A 15,667-nucleotide genomic window follows, 5' to 3' on the forward strand; every position below is an offset into this window, starting at 1 on the left:
TCCGACCACCAGCCCAGCCGCGTCGTCGCCTCGGTCCTCTGACAGGACAGTCGGGCCGCTGACCTGGGCCCTCTGACAAGGCTGCAGGGTCGCTGGTCTCCGTCTTCACCGGTGCCGGCGCAGCCGGGTTCCCTGATGGCTGTCGGTCGCCGGTAAGGGGGGTGACGTCGTGGGTACGATCTGTGACATCCCCCGCGTGTGGTCGTGGGGAGGCGTCGTTGCGCGCGTTGGTGGTGCTGCTCGTCGTGGTGGCGGGGTGTGCCGTGTCGGTCCCGTCGAAGCCTCCGCCGTCTCCTCCGGGGACGAGCGCGCCGCCGCCGAGCGCGCCGCCGCGTGCGGAGCCCGAGGTGCCGCGGCGGGCGTCGGGGAGGTACGAGGTGGTCCCGGGCGGCGCGATGGCGAGGCGGGGGCGTGGGAAGGTGATCCGCTACCTGGTGGAGGTCGAGCGGGGGCTGCCGTTCGGGACGCGGGCGTTCGCGGCGGAGGTGCACCGGACGCTCAACGACCCGCGCGGCTGGGGCCGGTTCCGGCGGGTGGACGGGCCGCCGGTGCGGTTGCGGGTCGCGCTGTCCAGCCCGCGGCTCACCGACCGCGAGTGCGTGCCGCTGCGCACCAGCGGCGACCTGTCCTGCTGGAACGGCTCCCGCTCGGTCATCAACGCGCGCCGCTGGGCCGAGGGCGTCCCGCAGTACGGCGGCGACCTGGCCGCCTACCGCCGCTATCTGATCAACCACGAGGTGGGGCACGCGCTCGGCCACCGCCACGCCAGATGCCCGAGACGCGGCCGGCTCGCGCCGGTGATGGCGCAGCAGTCGAAGTCGTTGCACGGCTGCCGCCCGAACCCGTGGCCGCACCCGGAGCGTGGCCGCGCGGAGCGTTGACGTGGAGAGCACGGCGGCGGTGCGGTCGGCGCGCTCCGATCTTCCGCGATCTATCGTACCGATAGGGAACATCGGGGCTCTCCCGCCGGGTTGACGCGGGAGGACGTTTTCCAGGGGGTGTGAGCATGGCGGGTTTCCGGACGGCACGGCGCGTGCTGGCGGGTGGCGCGGTTCTGGCGGCCGCGGGCTGGGCGCTGCGCCGGGTGCCCGCGGAGCTGGGGCTGCGGCCCCTGGGCTCCGGGCCGGTCCGAGCGGGCAGGATGCGGCGCTCGCCGCAGTTCCGTGACGGTGTCTTCTTCAACCGGATGCCGGAACCGGTCACGTTGATGACCGCGCCGCCGGTCGGCGCGATCGCCGGGCTGCTCAGGAACAAGGAGCTGCGCCGGCCGCCCGGCCCCGTCCCGGTGCTGGCGCCGCCGTCCGGTGAGCCCGCTGCCGGCGGGCTGCGCGCGACCTGGTACGGGCATGCCTCGACGCTGGTGGAGATCGAGGGCAGGCGGGTGCTGCTCGACCCGGTGTGGAGCCGGCGGCCGTCTCCGTCGCAGCTGGTCGGGCCGAAGCGGCATCATCCGGTGCCGGTGCCGATCGGCGGGCTGCCCCAGGTGGACGCCGTGGTGATCTCGCACGACCACTACGACCATCTCGACATGGCCACGGTGCGCGCGCTCACCCACACCCAGAAGGCGCCGTTCCTGGTCCCTCTGGGCATCGGCGCCCACCTGGAGCTCTGGGGCGTGCCGGCGTACCGGATCATCGAGCTCGACTGGGACGAGGAGGCGGAGGTGGCCGGGCTGCGGTTCACGGCCACCGCCGCCCGCCACTTCTCCGGCCGGTCGTTCACCCGCAACGACACGCTGTGGGGGTCGTGGGTGGTGGCCGGGGCCGCCAGGCGGGTCTTCTACGCGGGCGACTCGGGATACTTCCAGGGCTATCGGGGCATCGGCGCCGCCCACGGGCCGTTCGACCTGACGATCATGCCGATCGGCGCCTACAGCCCGTCCTGGCCGGACATCCACATGACCCCTGAGGAGGCGGTGACGGCCACCGTCGACCTCGGCGGGAGGCTGATGCTGCCGGTGCACTGGGCGACGTTCACGCTGGCGCCGCACCCGTGGGCCGAGCCGGTCGACCGGCTCTGGCACGAGGCCAAGGCACGTGACGTGCCGTTCGTGGTGCCCAGGCCCGGTGAGGCCGTCGACACCGCCGACCTCCCCGCCGTCGACACCTGGTGGGAGATGCTGGGCCCGGCCCGTACAGTCGGGGGGTGAGCAACCTGGAACCGGACCCCTCCGAGATCCTCTGCGGCCCCGGCGGCGGCGCGGGCGGCGAGACGCTGGAAGGGCGCGCGGTGCCGCTCGGCGGCCCGCGTGCCATGACCGTCACGCGGACACTCCCCCACGTGCACCGGCGCATGATCGGCGCCTGGTGCTTCGTCGACGCCTACGGCCCGGAGCAGGCGGAGATGCGGGTCGCGCCGCACCCGCACACCGGCCTGCAGACCGTGAGCTGGCTGGTGGCCGGCGAGGTGCTGCACCGCGACAGCCTGGGCAGCCTCCAGGCGATCCGGCCCGGCAGTCTCAACCTCATGACGGCCGGGCGCGGCATCTCCCACTCCGAGGAGTCGCGGCTGGGCACGCTGCACGGGGTGCAGCTGTGGGTGGCGCTGCCCGGCGGGCACCGGGAGGTCGCGCCCGCCTTCGAGCACCACGCCGTGCTGCCCGTGCTGTCAGGGCCCGGCTACGCGGCCACCGTGTTCATGGGCGCGCTGGGCGGGATCCGCTCGCCGGCGACCGCGTACAGCCCGCTCGTGGGGGCGGAGATCGCGGTCGACGGTGACGCCGAGGTGCCGCTCGATCCCGCGTACGAGCACGGGCTGCTGCTGCTCGACGGCGAGGTCGCCGCGCTGCCGCCGGGGCCGCTGCTGTACGTGCCGCCGGGCCGCGAGGTCGTGCGGCTGAGCGGCGCCGGGCGGGTGCTGCTCGTCGGCGGCGAGCCGTTCGCCGAGGAGATCGTCATGTGGTGGAACTTCGTCGGCCGGAGCCACGACGAGATCACCGCCTTCCGCAAGGAGTGGATGGAGGGCGACGGGTTCGGCACGGTGCGCGGCTACGACGGCGCGCCGCTGCCCGCTCCCGTGCTGCCCGGCACGCGGCTCAAGGCCAGGGGCCGGGTTCGCTAGGCCGTTCACGGGGCCCACGGCGCGGCCAGCTGCCACGTGCTGTCGGCCGTCAGCGTCTGCGGGCGGTTCCACGCGGTTCCCGTGCCGTTCGCCGACCACACCTCCGCTTGGTAGTGCCGCAGGTACGAGCCCGGATAGTTGATCGATTCGAGGGTCACGCCGTCGCCCTGCAGGCCGGGCCGGGCGCACCAGGTCGCGTCCTGGGCGAACAGCGCGCTTCCGTCGTTCGCGTCCATGCGCACGCGCGAGCTCGCGTGGCGGAGGAACCGTCCCGGGTAGTTGACCGACTCGAAGGCGTAGCAGCTGGAGTCGGCGAGCCCGCGGCGGATGGTCCACGTGGCGTCGTTCTTCAGCAGCGCGCCGCTGCCGGAGTTGACCACCGCGGTGGACGCCAGGCTGTCGGCGTGCCGCAGGTAGCGGTCGGTGAAGCCCCAGGTCCGCACCTGCAGCGACCGGCGCGCGTCCACGGGGAGGTCGGCGGAGCTGCGCCACAGGGCGGGGGCGCTGACGTCCCAGGTGGCGTCGGCGTCGAAGGCGGCGCCGCCGTCGAAGGGGTTGGGGCCGCTCGGCCTGGCCAGGTAGACGTTGTCCGAATGGTGCCGCAGGAACGCCCCAGGGAAGTTCAGCGATTCGAACGAGGCGCCCGTGCCGGTCCGGCCGGGGCGCGCGCACCAGGTGGCGTCCGAGGCGAACGACCCGCCGGTGCTCGCGTCGAGCCGCACCACCGAGTTCGCGTGCCGCAGGTAGCGGCCGGGGAGGTTGACCGACTCGAACGAGTGGCAACGGGCGTCGGCCAGGCCGGGCACGGCGCGGAACGACGCGTCCCTGCGGGCGAGGTCGGGGCTCGTCGTAGTGATCACGTCGGTGCGCGCGACGGAGTCGGCGTGCCGCAGGTAGCGGCCGGTGTGGCCGGGGGTCGTCACGCGGAACGAGCGCACGTGGCCGGCCGTCAGCCGCGGCGTCGCGTTCTCGTTCGCGGCGGCGGCCAGGAGGTCCCGGTGGGCGGCGCGCACCTGGTTCGTGTCGACCTTCTGCACCCGGCGGTCGTAGGTCATCAGGCCGTTGTACTCGCCTTCCAGGTCGGTGATCTCGGTGTAGACGGACCCGCTCAGGCCCTTCTTGGTGACCAGCTCCCGCAGGTCGCGGACCATGCCGGTGTAGCGGTCGCCGAGCTGCGCGCCGCTGGTCAGGTGCTCGTAGGCGAAGAAGCCGCCGTGCGGGCTGTACTCGTGACCCGGCGTGCGCAAGCCGAGGCCGCCGAACTCACCCAGGATCGAGACGCGGGTGGAGGAGGGCGCGGGAGCGTCCGGGCCCGTGTACACGTGCCAGTCGATCATGTCGCCGTTGCCCGGGTCGCCCAGCGAGTTGCAGCAGTTGAACCCGCTGTGCCCGTTGACCAGGCGGGTCGGGTCCTGGTTCTTGACGTTCTGGATGACGCGCCGGGTGTCGGCGAGGTTCCACTCGCCCCAGCCCTCGTTGAACGGGACGTAGGCGACGACCGCGGGTGAGCTGCGGTGCTCGTCGACGATCTCCCGCGCCTCGGTCTCGAACTGCTGCGCGTGCGCGGGGGTGATGTTCCTGTTGGACGCCTGCATCGACGGGATGTCCTGCCACACCAGCAGGCCGAGCCGGTCGGCGTGGTAGTACCACCGCTGGGGCTCGACCTTGATGTGCTTGCGCACCATGGTGAAGCCGAGCTCCTTGTGCTTCTGCAGGTCGAAGGCGAGCGCCGCGTCCGTGGGCGCGGTGTAGAGGCCGTCCGGCCAGTAGCCCTGGTCGAGCGTGCCGAGGTGGTAGACGAACTCGCCGTTGAGCGTGGGCCGCAGCACCCCGTTGACGAGCCGCTTGCCGACCTCGCGCATGCCGAAGTAGTGCGTGGTCCGGTCGACGGTCCGCCCGGCGCCGTCGCGCAGCGAGATCCGCAGGTCGTACAGGAACGGGTCGTCGGGCGTCCATCGGCGGGCGTTCGGCACGGGCACGCGGAACTCGGTGAACGCGCCGGTGGCGGTGCCGACGACGGTGGTGCCGTCCAGGGCTTCGGCGAGCACGGAGTGCCCGCTGACGTTCCCGCGCGTGAACACGCGCACCCGGAGCGTGTTGTCACTCAGGCTGGGGTACGTGTCGACGCTGGAGATGGACGACGGGGGCGTCGGCTCCAGCCACACGGTCTGCCAGATGCCGGACACGGGCGTGTAGAAGATGGCCGACGGGTCGCGGGTCTGTTTGCCGATGACCGGGTGGCTGCCGTTGTGGCCGGAGTCGGTCGGGTCGTACACCTTGACGATCAGCTCGTTCGTGCCGCCGTCGAGCGCGTCGGTGATGTCGAACTCGAAGCGGTCGTAGCCGCCCCGGTGGCTGCCCATCGCCCGGCCGTTGACCCAGACCGACGCCTCCCAGTCGACCGCGCCGAAGTGCAGCTGCACCCGGCGGCCCTGCCAGGCGGGCGGGACCGTGAACGTCCGGCGGTAGAAGAGGTAGTGGCGGTCGTCGCCGGCGGGCCGCATCACGCCCGACAGGGCGGACTCGACCGCGAACGGGACGTTGACGCGCTCCGGCAGGGTGACGCCGAACTGCGGCGCGCCGTCGGTCGCCGACTGCCTCAGCTGCCACTCGCCGTTGAGGTTCAGCCAGTCGGGCCGGATCATCTGCGGGCGGGGGTACTCCGGTAAGGGCGTGCCGACGAGGGCCTGGCTCGTCCACGGGGTCGACAGCGGCGGCGGCTTGGCCGGCGCCGCGTGGGCGGGCTGGGCGGCGAGCGGCAGCCCGGCGAGGAGGGCGAGCACGAGCGCGCACGCCCTGGCGCGATGGCGGGTCTTCATGGATATCTCCGTTGGGGGGTGGGAGACGGCCGGATCGGATGGTCACCCCGGGCGACAGCCGGGCCGGCAGAGCCGACATGACGTATACGTACACCTTGGTGCGCGCCACGGCACCCCCGGTCATAGAAGAAGGCCCGCTCGGGCGAGCGGGCCTTCTTCGTCGCGGTCGTCTGATCAGATGGTGACCTGGTGCCAGGCGCCCCGCTTGGTGAGGTTGTTGCTGTAGTAGCCGATCTGGCTGACGCGGATGCGGACCTTGTCCACGTTGTGCTTCCAGAACGTGAAGTTCTTCACGTGGCCGGCGTTGCACAGCTTGTAGGCCCCGGCCTCGTCCCACTTCCAGTTCGGCTGGTAGAGGTGGTGGACCCGGATCTGCACGAACGCGCACTTGCCGCCCTGCTGCAGGGTGCGGAAGTCGAGGTCGTACAGCTTGCCCTTGATCCGGACGTCGTTCTTGGTGTGGGCCGGGTTCCAGTTGGCCTTGACGGTGCCCTTGGCCTTGGCCTTGAAGTTGCTGGAGTAGTAGGAACCCCAGTTCTGCGTCGGCGGGTTCATGATCAGGGGCTGCGGGTCTGTCGAGGCGGCGGCCGGAGCGCCCATGACCACGGCGGTGGCGGCGGAGGCGGCGGCGAGCGTGAGAACGGTGCGAAGCGAGCGGCGCATGACTTCTCCTTGAGGGATGAGTGCTCCCCGGGCTTCTCCCGGGGGCCCCGTGTGCTGTCGGGGTGTGCACCACCTTGATAAGGCCGACCGCCTGCCGGACGCTTGCTCGTGCGATGCCGCGCGCCTGCAGCGCACTGTATCCGTGGTTGCAAGCGCTGACTTACCGCGTTTTCCCGGCCGTCCCGGCTTCGACGGCGAGGAAAGCGCGGCTAGTAGACCGAGATGTGCGGGTGGTCGTAGTGGTTGGCCGTGGTGCCGCCGCGGTCGGTCATCACGCGCCAGGAACCCGTCCTGACGTGCCAGATCCGCTGCCGGTAGATGATGTACATGATGCCGAGGCGCCGGGCGTTCTTGATGGCCCACTCGGCGATCGCGTGGCCGCGCTGGACCTCGGCCGGCGAGGGGAAGGCGCCGCCCCGGCTGAGCATGAAGTCGCAGGCGCGGCCCAGGGGGTGCTCGCCACCGTCCTGGATGGGCCGGTAGCAGCCGATGCCCGGCCCCGTCCCGAAGCGTCGCTCGATGAGCGACTTGACCAGCCGCATGCGCGGGGTGACGTTGTCGGACCCGTCGGGGAGCTGCGGCACGAACGTGCCGTCGGAGCGGCGGCCGGGCGCCTTGTGCAGCTGGTCGATCTTGTCCCTGATCTTCTCGATCGTGGCTTCGGCCTTCTCGCGCCGGCCGGCGAGGTCCTTCACGGTGGCGTCCAGCTCGTCGGCGCGGGCCTCCGCCTCCTCCTTGGCCTGCCGGTGGCCGTCGCGCACCCGGGCGAAGCCCGACAGCTTGGCGTGCTGCTCGTCGGCGAGGTGCCGGGTGAGCGCCAGTCTGCGGATCAGGCCGCCCCGGTCCTCGACGCCGGTGAGCAGCGCCATGTTCTCGGACCCGCCGGTCATGTACTGGGTGATCGCCATGGCGCGCAGCTCGGTGGCGTGCCGGTCGAACACCTCCTGGGATCCGGCCAGCTTCTCACGGGCGGCCTTCTCGGCCTTCTCCGCCTGCTGCTGCTCCCGGCGGCCGTGGTAGTAGTCCTCGATCAGCTTGTCGGACTCCTTCTGGAGTGCGGCCAGCTCCTTCTCCAGCTTCTTGACCGAGGGCTTCGGGTCCGCGAGCGCCGTCAGCGGGACCGCCGCGGTCAGGCCCGGGCAGAGTGCCGTCAGGAGGGCCGTCGTGCCCAGAACTCGGAGGAGGCCGCGCCGCCTGCCGGCGGAGGACGCAACGGCCACGCTTCTCCTTCGCCACGTGGTGCAGGACGCGTTTCCGGGCCTGGACTGCACGGGCCGGTCGCGCCCACTATCGAGGCAAATAGTAGGGGATCTTTCGCTCACCTGTGGCCAATCATGATTTATCCGCATCAGAAGCGGTGCTCAGGCGGCGGCTCGGGTGAGGAGCCGGTCGACCGCGCGGGCCACCTCCCGGCCGGCCCGGTTGGCGCCGATCGTGCTCGCGGAGGGCCCGTATCCGACCAGGTGCAGGCGAGGCTCCCGGACCGCGCGGGTGCCGTCGACCTTGATGCCGCCGCCGGGCTCCCTCAGCCGGAGCGGCGCCAGGTGGTCCAGGGCCGACCGGAAGCCGGTGGCCCAGACGATCACGTCGGCTTCCTCGTACCGTCCGCCGGGCCAGACCACGCCGCCGGGGGTGATCCGCTCGAACATCGGCCACCGGCGCAGCGCGCCCGCCTCCAGCGCCTGCCGGACGACGGGGGTGGCGCCGAGGCCGGTCACGCTGACCACGCTCCGCGGCGGCAGGCCGGCGCGGACCCGGGCCTCGACCTGGGCCACCGCCTCGCGCCTGGCCTGCTCGCCGAAGTCGTCGCCCCGCAGGTCGGGCGGCCGGCGCGTCACCCAGAACGTCTCCCGTGCGACCCCCGCCAGCTCCGCCAGCACGTGCGCGGCCGAGTGGCCGCCGCCCACCACGACCACCCGCAGCCCGGCGAACTCGGCGGGCCCGCGATAGGAGACGTAGTGCAGCTGCCGGCCGCGGAAATCCGCGGCGCCCGGATAGTAGGGCCAGTACGGGCGCGTCCACGTGCCGGTGGCATTGACTACGGCCCGCGCGGCCCACCCTGCGACGACCTCCCCGGTACGGGACGACGCCGCATCAATGCCGGAGGTCGTCGCGGTGCCGAGGCGGGCGGTGATCAGGAGGCGGTCGGCGGGGCCCGGCTCGACGGCGGTCACCTTGGCGGGGCGGCGCACGTCCAGGCCGAGCTCCCGCTCGTAGGCGGCGTAGTAGGCGGGCACGACGGATGCGGCGGGCCGGTCGTCGCCGTCGCGGGCCGGGTCGCGCCGGACACCGGGCAGGTCGAAGACGCCGTGGACCTTGTCCATGGTGAGCGTGGGCGAGCGGTGCCGCCACGCGCCGCCGGGCCCGTCGTCCGCGTCCAGGACCAGCGGGTCGTGGCCGAACCGGCGCAGGAAGTAGGCGCTGGACAGCCCCGCCTGCCCGGCGCCGATCACCACCACGTCGACCTCGTCCATGTCCATGCCAACCATCCGCGCGAGCCGGCTCTTCCCCGCTGGTCGTCTACGCTGAGAGAGCGCTCTCACGCCCGTCGTCGTCAGGAGAGTCCATGCGGTGTCCCCCGGCGTGCGCGGCCCTGCTCGCCGCGTTCCTGATCACCTCGTGCGGCCCGGGAGGGCACCCTCCCCCGCCCGCCCCCGTGGCGTCGGCGAGCGGGTTCAACGGCACCGACGCCGCGTGGCTGCAGCTCATGATCCCGATGGCCGGGCGCGCGCTCCCGATGCTGGACCTGGGCGTCCGGCGCGGTTCCACGCCGGAGGTGCGGGAGCTGGCGGCGTCGCTGGCCGAGGCGCACCGCGACGAACTGGACCGGCTGCGCGAGCTGCGCGCCGCGGCGGGGCTGCCGGACGTGAACGCGCACGAGGGGCACGACATGCCCGGCATGGCGACGGCGGCCTGGCTCGACGCCATGCGCGGAGCCCGGGGGAAGGCGTTCGACCGGCTGTTCCTGGAGAGCGTGCGCGCGCACCTGGACCAGTCGGTCAAGGTGACCCGCGGCGAGCGGGACTCGGGCGCGGACCCGCGAGCCCTGGCCATGGCCGCCGACCTCGAACGGACGCGCACCGAGCAGCTGAAGGCGTTGTCCGCCGTGGAGTGACGGAAGAGGTCAGAGGGTCGTCTCCAGGACGGGACGGCCCCGTACTCCCGGATCGGCCGTGAACAGGGCGCCCGCGAGGGGCTGCTCCGCGCGGTCGACGCCGACCGCGGAGGTGGTGATGAACAGGCGGTCCAGGCCGTCGCCGCCGAACGTCACCGCGGTGACCTTCCGCACCGGCAGCTCGACCACCGCGTCGAGGGTGCCGTCGGGCGCGTAGCGGTGCACGGCGCCGCCGTCGAAGAGCGCCACCCACACGCCGCCCTCGGCGTCGACGGTCAGCCCGTCGGGTTTGCCCCGGTCCACGGTGACGAACGGGCGGCGCGCGGTGAGCCCGTGCTCACGGTCGTAGTCGAGGACGTCCACCCGGCCGGTCATGGTGTCGGCGTAGTAGGCGCGGTCTCCGGAAGGGCTGAAGTCGAGGCCGTTGGAGATGCCCACCCCGGACAGCACCACGGTCAGCGACCCGTCGGGCGCGGCCACGTACAGGGAGCCCTTGCCCGGGGTCTCGTCCCAGGCCATGGAGCCGATGTAGAAGCGGCCGTCGGGGTCGCAGCCGCCCTCGTTCATCCGCACGGACGGGTCCTGCCACGCCTCGCCCAGCGAGCGGAGCGGCGCGTGGAGGTCGTCGGCGTCGGCGAGCAGCAACTCACGTTCGGCGGCGACGAGGAACCCGCCGCCCGCGCGCGGCCTGATGACGGCGGCCAGCGATCCGGCGTGCCTGCGCCGCACGCGCCCCTGCGCGTCGAGCGCGAGCAGGTCGCCGGCCAGCATGTCCACCCAGCGCAGGCCGCCCCAGCGCGGGTGCCACGCGGGGCCCTCGCCGTGGTGGGCGACGGGTTCTGTCACGGGATGTGCGGAGATCGCCATGCGGGCATGCTAACATCATGAATGCACGTTCATGAACGCATGTTCATCCAGGAGTTGGTATGGCGATCGTCAACACTCACCAGGCCGAGGCGTGGAACGGCTACGAGGGCGCCCACTGGGCCGGCCACCACGACCGCTACGACGCCATGAACGGCGTCTACAACGAGCACCTCCTCCGTTTCGTGCGCGACGGCGACCGGGTGCTCGACGTCGGGTGCGGCGCCGGCCAGCTCACCAGGCTGGCGGCGCGGCGGGGCCGGGAGGCGACCGGGCTCGACCTGTCGGCGCCCATGCTCGCCAAGGCCCGCGAGCTGGCCGCCGCCGAGGGGGTCGGCAACGTGACCTTCACCCAGGGCGACGCCCAGGTGCACGACTTCGGCGAAGGCGCTTACGACCTGGCTGTCAGCCGGTTCGGCATCATGTTCTTCGCCGATCCGGTGGCCGCCTTCCGCAACATCGGGAGCGCGCTGGCGCCCGGCGGGCGGGTGGCGTTCCTCAGCCTGCGCGACATACCGGAGCTGGTCACGGTGCTCGGCGCCATGGCGGCCCACCTGCCGCCGCCGCCCGAGTCACCCGACGGCACCTCCCCCGCCTCGCTCGCCGACCCCGCCCGCGTCCAGGAGGTGTTCACCGCCGCGGGCTTCACCGATGTGGAGGTGACCCCGGTGGAGGCCGACCAGGTGTGGGGGCGCGACACGGAGGACGCGGCCGCGTTCCTCGCCGGGTGGGGGCCGATCCGCTACCGGCTCTCCCTCGCCGATCCCGCCTCCGCCGAGCGCGCCACGGCCGCGCTCGCGCCGGCCCTGCGCCCGTACGAGCGAGCGGGCGCGGTACGGCTGCGCGGCTACGCCAACCTGATATCGGGCGTACGGGCATGAGCCCTCGTAAAGCGGCAGCCGTCCCCGGCAGTGAGTCGTTGCCCGCGCACCTCATCGCGACGGCCGAGCGGCTGATCGCCCGGCACGGCGCGGCGGGGCTGACCGTGCGGGCCATCGCCAAGGAGGCGGGGGTCGCCGACGGGGTGCTGTACAACCACTTCGCCGACAAGGAGGAGCTGATCGCACGGGCGCTGCTGGCGCACGTCCGGACGGTGGAGCGCGGCCTCCCCGCGCTGCCGGACGGCTCCGGCGAGGGTGACCTGGAGACCGGTCTGCGGGCGTACGTCGACTACGGGGTGGCGCTGCACCTGGCGATCCTGCCCGCCTTCGCCGGCCTCCTGGCCCAGCCGGGCGTCCTGGCCCGCTTCGCCGAGCTCGGCGGCGGCCCCGGCCTCCTCCGAGGGCACGCCGAGGGGCCGGACGGTTTGCGGGGGGCGCTGACGCGTTATCTGCGGGCGGGGCAGGCGGCGGGCAAGGTCGCCGCGCGGGCCGACGCCGAGGCCGCGGCGACCATGGTGGTCGGGGCCTGCCACGAGCTCATCCTGCCGCACCTGTTCACCGGCACCCCGGCCGGCGAGATCCGGGTCCCGCCCGGCTTCACCGACCGCCTGGTGGCGACGTGCCTGAGTGGCATCGCCCCTGGCTGAACCGTACGGGCGGGTTTGGCGTCAGCAATCGGTGGCATGGGGTCATTTACTGGACGAAAAGGGACAAAAGTCCTGCCCGACCGTTCCACCCGCAGGAGATGAGGACGCCATGCCCGCCACCGGCCGGGGGAGCCTGCTGTTCATCGGGAACGCCACCACGCTCATCCGCTACAACGGTTTCAACCTGCTCACCGACCCGAACTTCCTGCACCGCGGCCAGCGCGCCTACCTCGGCTACGGGCTGACGACCAAGCGCCTGACCGAGCCCGCGCTGCGGATCGACGAGCTGCCGCCGCTGGACGCGGTGGTGCTGTCGCACATGCACGGCGACCACTGGGACCGGGTGACCCGCAAGGGCCTGGACCGGGACACGGAGATCGTGACGACCCGGCACGCGGCGCGGCGGCTGGGCCGGCAGGGGTTCAAGCGGACGACGGGCCTGTCCATCTGGCAGCAGCACGAGCTGCGCGGCCCCGGCGGGTCGGTGACGATCACCGCGCTGCCGGCCCGCCACGCGCCCGGCTCCGCCGAGACGCTGCTGCCTCCCGTCATGGGGAGCATGCTGGAGTTCTGCGACTCGGAAGGGCTGCCCGACCTGCGGCTGCTCATCAGCGGCGACACGCTGATGGACCGGCGGCTGGAGTCGATCCCGATCCGCTTCCCCGACGTCGACGTGGCGGTCGTGCACCTGGGCGGCACGAAGCTGCTCGGCCTGATGACGGTCACGATGGACGGCGAGCAGGGCTCCCGCTACGTCGACCTCGTCGATCCCACCACCGTGGTGCCGGTCCACTTCGACGACTACGCGGCGTTCGCCTCGCCGCTGAGCGACTTCAAGCAGCACATGCTGAGCTGCGGCCTGGACGATCGCGTGGTCTATCTGGAACGGGGCCAGAGCCTCCAGCTGACCGGGCGCCGTTCCAGCGTCTGAGCCCCTTGCCTTCACGCCGTGCGCGTGGTTCACTGCACTCAATGGAGATCGGTGCTCTCTGATTGGAGCGGTGAACTATGGAATCGCTGGACGTTCCCGGCGGCCGGATCGCGTACCGGGTCAGCGGCGAGGGCCCGCTGGTGGTGCTGGTCCACGGCATGGGCGACACCCACCGCACCTTCCGCCACCTGATCCCCCGGCTGGCCGGCCATCGGGTCGCGGCCATGGACGTGCGCGGCTACGGCGCCTCCGGCACCGGCTGGCCCGGGTACGGGGTGGACGCGATCGGCTCCGACGTGCTCGCCCTCATCCGCCGGTTGGGCGGCCTGGCGACGGTCATCGGCCACTCGATCGGCTGCTCGTCGGCGGTCTGGGCGGCGGCCGAGTCGCCGGAGTCCGTCTCCGGCCTCGGGCTCATCGGCACGTTCTCCGGTGAGACGAGGGTCAAGGCGTGGATGCGGGCGGCGTCCTGGCTCGTCGGCAGGAACGCCGGGCTTTGGGGGATGTTCCTGCGTACGAGCTACCCCTCGGCCCGGCCGGACGACTTCGACGCGTACCTGGCGGAGCTGAAGGCGGCCCTGCGCGCGCCCGGCGGCATGGTCCCGTTGCGCGCGCAGATCGCGCTCTCCCTGTCCGGGGTGGAGAACCGGTACGCCGAGGTCACCCAGCCGTCCCTGCTGGTGATGGGCGGCAAAGACGCCGACTTCCCCGACCCCGCCGGCGACGCCGCCCGCACCGCGGCCAAGCTCGGCGGACCGGCCACCGTACGCGTGATCGACGGCGCGGGCCACTACCCGCACGCCGAGATGCCCGACCAGACCGCCGAGGCCCTGCTGCCCTTCCTGGCAACGATCACGCCACCCCTTGCGACCCACCACCGAAACGACCACGCACCGACCAGCTGACCCGCAATCACCGAGCGGCACTCACCCGACCGGGGTGGTCGGGGTGAGTGACTGAGGGCGGGACAGCACCCACCCGACCGGGACACCCACCCGGCCTGGACCAGCGAGCGGCACTCACCTGATCGGGTAGTCGGGCGGAGCTTGCCCGGCTTGGATCAGCGCGGGGTTCACCCGGCCGGGCGGGCAGTGGACGTCTGATGCCGGCGGGCCGGCTCCTTTGCCTGTGTCGAGGGCGACCGGCGGTCAGGCCGGTTGTGGGTGGTTATTTGACGGCGCCGAAGGCGACGGCGGTGGCTGAGGCGATCACGGTGGTCAGCACCGCCATCAGCAGGACGGTGGCGAGGGGGTTGGGCCGTCCTGGTGGGTCGGGGCGGGCGGCCACGATCCTCAGGTTGGAGGTGGGGGTGGGCTCGGCCTTCGTGGGGGTCGGGGTGGGGGTCACGACGGGCGGCGACACCTGGGAGGCGTGCCAGGTGCTCTCCGGGGCGGGGGTGGCGCGGCATCTGCCGATGTGGACGTGGGAGCGCGGGGTCTCGACGCACACGGCGTCTCCGTACACCCGCACGTCAGGCACCGACACCAGCGGCCCCGGCCGCCGCTTCCCCGGCACCCGGCCCTCCCCGACGGAGACCCCGGGCGGCTCGACCCGGGGTTTCGACACCCGGGGTTTCATTACCCGAGGCTCGGCCAGCCGGGGCTTCGACAACCGGGAATCCGGCGTCCGGGACCTCGGCCGGGACAGGTTCCTGGCCAGCCGTTCCGCCCGCTCCCCCAGCTCGGCGGGGTCCGGCGGGCCGTGATCGGCACGTACACCTGTCACGGACCAACGCCCGGCGCGATACGACGCGCCCTCGACACGGCTGACACGCACGGGCGGGAGATCCGAGGGCGCGACGGGGCGGACGAGCGGTGGGGCGGGGCCGCTGCCGCGCGCCGCCGGCTCGGCGGGCAGGCAGGCGGAGAGGGTCAGCAGGGTGATCGCCACCAGCAGGGGAGCCAGGGGACGTGGCATGTCAGACGCCTCCGGCGATGCGGGCGAACTCGTTCAGCGCCGCTGTGAAGGCCTCCGGGCCGACCGCCAGCGGGCCGTCGAAGGCGCGGGCGATGTCCCAGGTCAGGTAGGTGCCGAAGCCCAGGAGGGCGGCCATCGCCGCCAGCGGCAGCAACGTGATCCCGCGCGGCCGGGCCCCCGCGAGGAACGGGAAGAAGATCACCGCCAGCCCGGTCAGGACCGTGAGGGACAGGAGGCCCGCCGGCGGGGTGGCGGCGGCGTCCGCGGCACGCTGGGCGCGGGCCGCGCCGATGGCCGAGAGGTGGCCGAGCGTGGTGGTCCTGGCCTCCCGCTCGTCGTCGTCGTCCGAGGTCAGCTCGATAATCCGGGAACGCAGCTCGTCGAGCCTGACACCGCCCATCGGGTCGAGCTCACCCCGGGCCATCCGCGGCCACTCGTCCTCCACGACAAAGGTCGCGTACTCCCGCAACCCGGTGCGGATCGGCTCCACCATGACGGACGGCAGCCCGGCGGCGGCCCAGTAGGCGTCGACGACGGCGCGGCTCTCGACCTGGGTGTTCTGTCTCGCCGCGTCGGCGGTGGTCCAGGGGACGATCACGGCGATCGCGAAGACCAGCAGGAACAGCGCCGAGAGCATGGCCCCCGCGTGCCCGGCCGACGGCCCGTCGGCGCCGCGGTCGTCACTCCCCTTGCCCGCCAGCCGGAACGTGAAGGCGGCGGCCCCCACCAGGGCAACCGCCGCCATGACCGAGAACACGTACGCCACCATG

Annotated in this window: 15 protein-coding genes; 8 read left to right on the forward strand and 7 right to left on the reverse strand. The window is 72.9% G+C overall.

Annotated elements, in window-relative coordinates; all coding sequences use genetic code 11:
• The first annotated feature begins 218 nt into the window (after positions 1-218).
• The 3 genes from ABD999_RS04840 (at position 219) to ABD999_RS04850 (ending at position 3,060) form a co-directional block, all read left to right on the forward strand.
• Positions 219-881 carry a DUF3152 domain-containing protein gene (locus ABD999_RS04840; protein WP_271276241.1) on the forward strand — a complete coding sequence of 221 codons (663 nt, stop codon included), beginning with the start codon at positions 219-221 and terminating at the stop codon, positions 879-881.
• Positions 882-1,006: 125 nt separating this feature from the next.
• The gene (locus ABD999_RS04845) at positions 1,007-2,149 is read left to right on the forward strand and encodes an MBL fold metallo-hydrolase (RefSeq protein WP_148032050.1); all 1,143 of its coding nucleotides are present in this window, start codon (positions 1,007-1,009) and stop codon (positions 2,147-2,149) included.
• Positions 2,146-3,060: a pirin family protein gene (locus ABD999_RS04850; RefSeq protein WP_271276240.1), complete on the forward strand. Its 915-nt coding sequence runs from the start codon at positions 2,146-2,148 to the stop codon at positions 3,058-3,060. The genes ABD999_RS04845 and ABD999_RS04850 overlap by 4 nt, the downstream gene beginning before the upstream one ends.
• A 5-nt stretch (positions 3,061-3,065) precedes the next feature.
• Here ABD999_RS04850 and ABD999_RS04855 read toward each other — a convergent pair whose 3' ends face one another.
• The 4 genes from ABD999_RS04855 to ABD999_RS04870 form a co-directional block, all read right to left on the reverse strand.
• A complete protein-coding gene (locus ABD999_RS04855) occupies positions 3,066-5,879 on the reverse strand; it encodes an AbfB domain-containing protein (protein ID WP_271276239.1) in 2,814 nt (937 codons plus the stop codon).
• A gap of 174 nt (positions 5,880-6,053) precedes the next feature.
• A complete protein-coding gene (locus tag ABD999_RS04860) occupies positions 6,054-6,542 on the reverse strand; it encodes a hypothetical protein (protein WP_271276238.1) in 489 nt (162 codons plus the stop codon).
• A gap of 209 nt (positions 6,543-6,751) precedes the next feature.
• On the reverse strand, positions 6,752-7,762 hold the full coding sequence (locus ABD999_RS04865; RefSeq protein WP_271276237.1) for a coiled-coil domain-containing protein: 1,011 nt from the start codon (positions 7,760-7,762) through the stop codon (positions 6,752-6,754).
• A gap of 141 nt (positions 7,763-7,903) precedes the next feature.
• The gene (locus ABD999_RS04870; RefSeq protein ID WP_333485697.1) at positions 7,904-9,022 is read right to left on the reverse strand and encodes an FAD-dependent oxidoreductase; all 1,119 of its coding nucleotides are present in this window, start codon (positions 9,020-9,022) and stop codon (positions 7,904-7,906) included.
• Between the two features lie 86 nt (positions 9,023-9,108).
• Here ABD999_RS04870 and ABD999_RS04875 point away from each other — a divergent pair, with 86 nt between their 5' ends.
• A complete protein-coding gene (locus ABD999_RS04875; protein ID WP_271276236.1) occupies positions 9,109-9,657 on the forward strand; it encodes a DUF305 domain-containing protein in 549 nt (182 codons plus the stop codon).
• 9 nt (positions 9,658-9,666) lie between these two features.
• Here ABD999_RS04875 and ABD999_RS04880 read toward each other — a convergent pair whose 3' ends face one another.
• A complete protein-coding gene (locus tag ABD999_RS04880; RefSeq protein WP_271276235.1) occupies positions 9,667-10,524 on the reverse strand; it encodes an SMP-30/gluconolactonase/LRE family protein in 858 nt (285 codons plus the stop codon).
• Between the two features lie 59 nt (positions 10,525-10,583).
• On the opposite strand from ABD999_RS04880, the gene ABD999_RS04885 reads away from it, so the two are divergent.
• The 4 genes from ABD999_RS04885 to ABD999_RS04900 all read left to right on the forward strand — a co-directional run bounded on the left by ABD999_RS04885 (position 10,584) and on the right by ABD999_RS04900 (position 13,885).
• On the forward strand, positions 10,584-11,402 hold the full coding sequence (locus tag ABD999_RS04885; RefSeq protein WP_271276234.1) for a class I SAM-dependent methyltransferase: 819 nt from the start codon (positions 10,584-10,586) through the stop codon (positions 11,400-11,402).
• Complete coding sequence (locus tag ABD999_RS04890) at positions 11,399-12,049, forward strand: TetR/AcrR family transcriptional regulator (RefSeq protein WP_271276233.1); 651 nt, start codon at positions 11,399-11,401, stop codon at positions 12,047-12,049. The genes ABD999_RS04885 and ABD999_RS04890 overlap by 4 nt, the downstream gene beginning before the upstream one ends.
• Before the next feature lie 109 nt (positions 12,050-12,158).
• On the forward strand, positions 12,159-12,980 hold the full coding sequence (locus tag ABD999_RS04895) for an MBL fold metallo-hydrolase (protein WP_148032058.1): 822 nt from the start codon (positions 12,159-12,161) through the stop codon (positions 12,978-12,980).
• A gap of 77 nt (positions 12,981-13,057) precedes the next feature.
• Positions 13,058-13,885: an alpha/beta fold hydrolase gene (locus tag ABD999_RS04900; protein WP_271276232.1), complete on the forward strand. Its 828-nt coding sequence runs from the start codon at positions 13,058-13,060 to the stop codon at positions 13,883-13,885.
• A 262-nt stretch (positions 13,886-14,147) separates the two neighbouring features.
• On the opposite strand, the gene ABD999_RS04905 is transcribed toward ABD999_RS04900, so the two are convergent.
• The gene (locus tag ABD999_RS04905) at positions 14,148-14,897 is read right to left on the reverse strand and encodes a hypothetical protein (RefSeq protein ID WP_271276231.1); all 750 of its coding nucleotides are present in this window, start codon (positions 14,895-14,897) and stop codon (positions 14,148-14,150) included.
• A 1-nt stretch (position 14,898) separates the two neighbouring features.
• Entirely contained in the window at positions 14,899-15,666 is a 768-nt protein-coding gene (locus ABD999_RS04910) for a bestrophin-like domain (RefSeq protein WP_271276230.1), read from the reverse strand.
• Position 15,667 lies beyond the last annotated feature (1 nt).

The sequence above is a fragment of the Nonomuraea ferruginea genome (assembly GCF_039540635.1).
Lineage (GTDB): Bacteria > Actinomycetota > Actinomycetes > Streptosporangiales > Streptosporangiaceae > Nonomuraea > Nonomuraea ferruginea.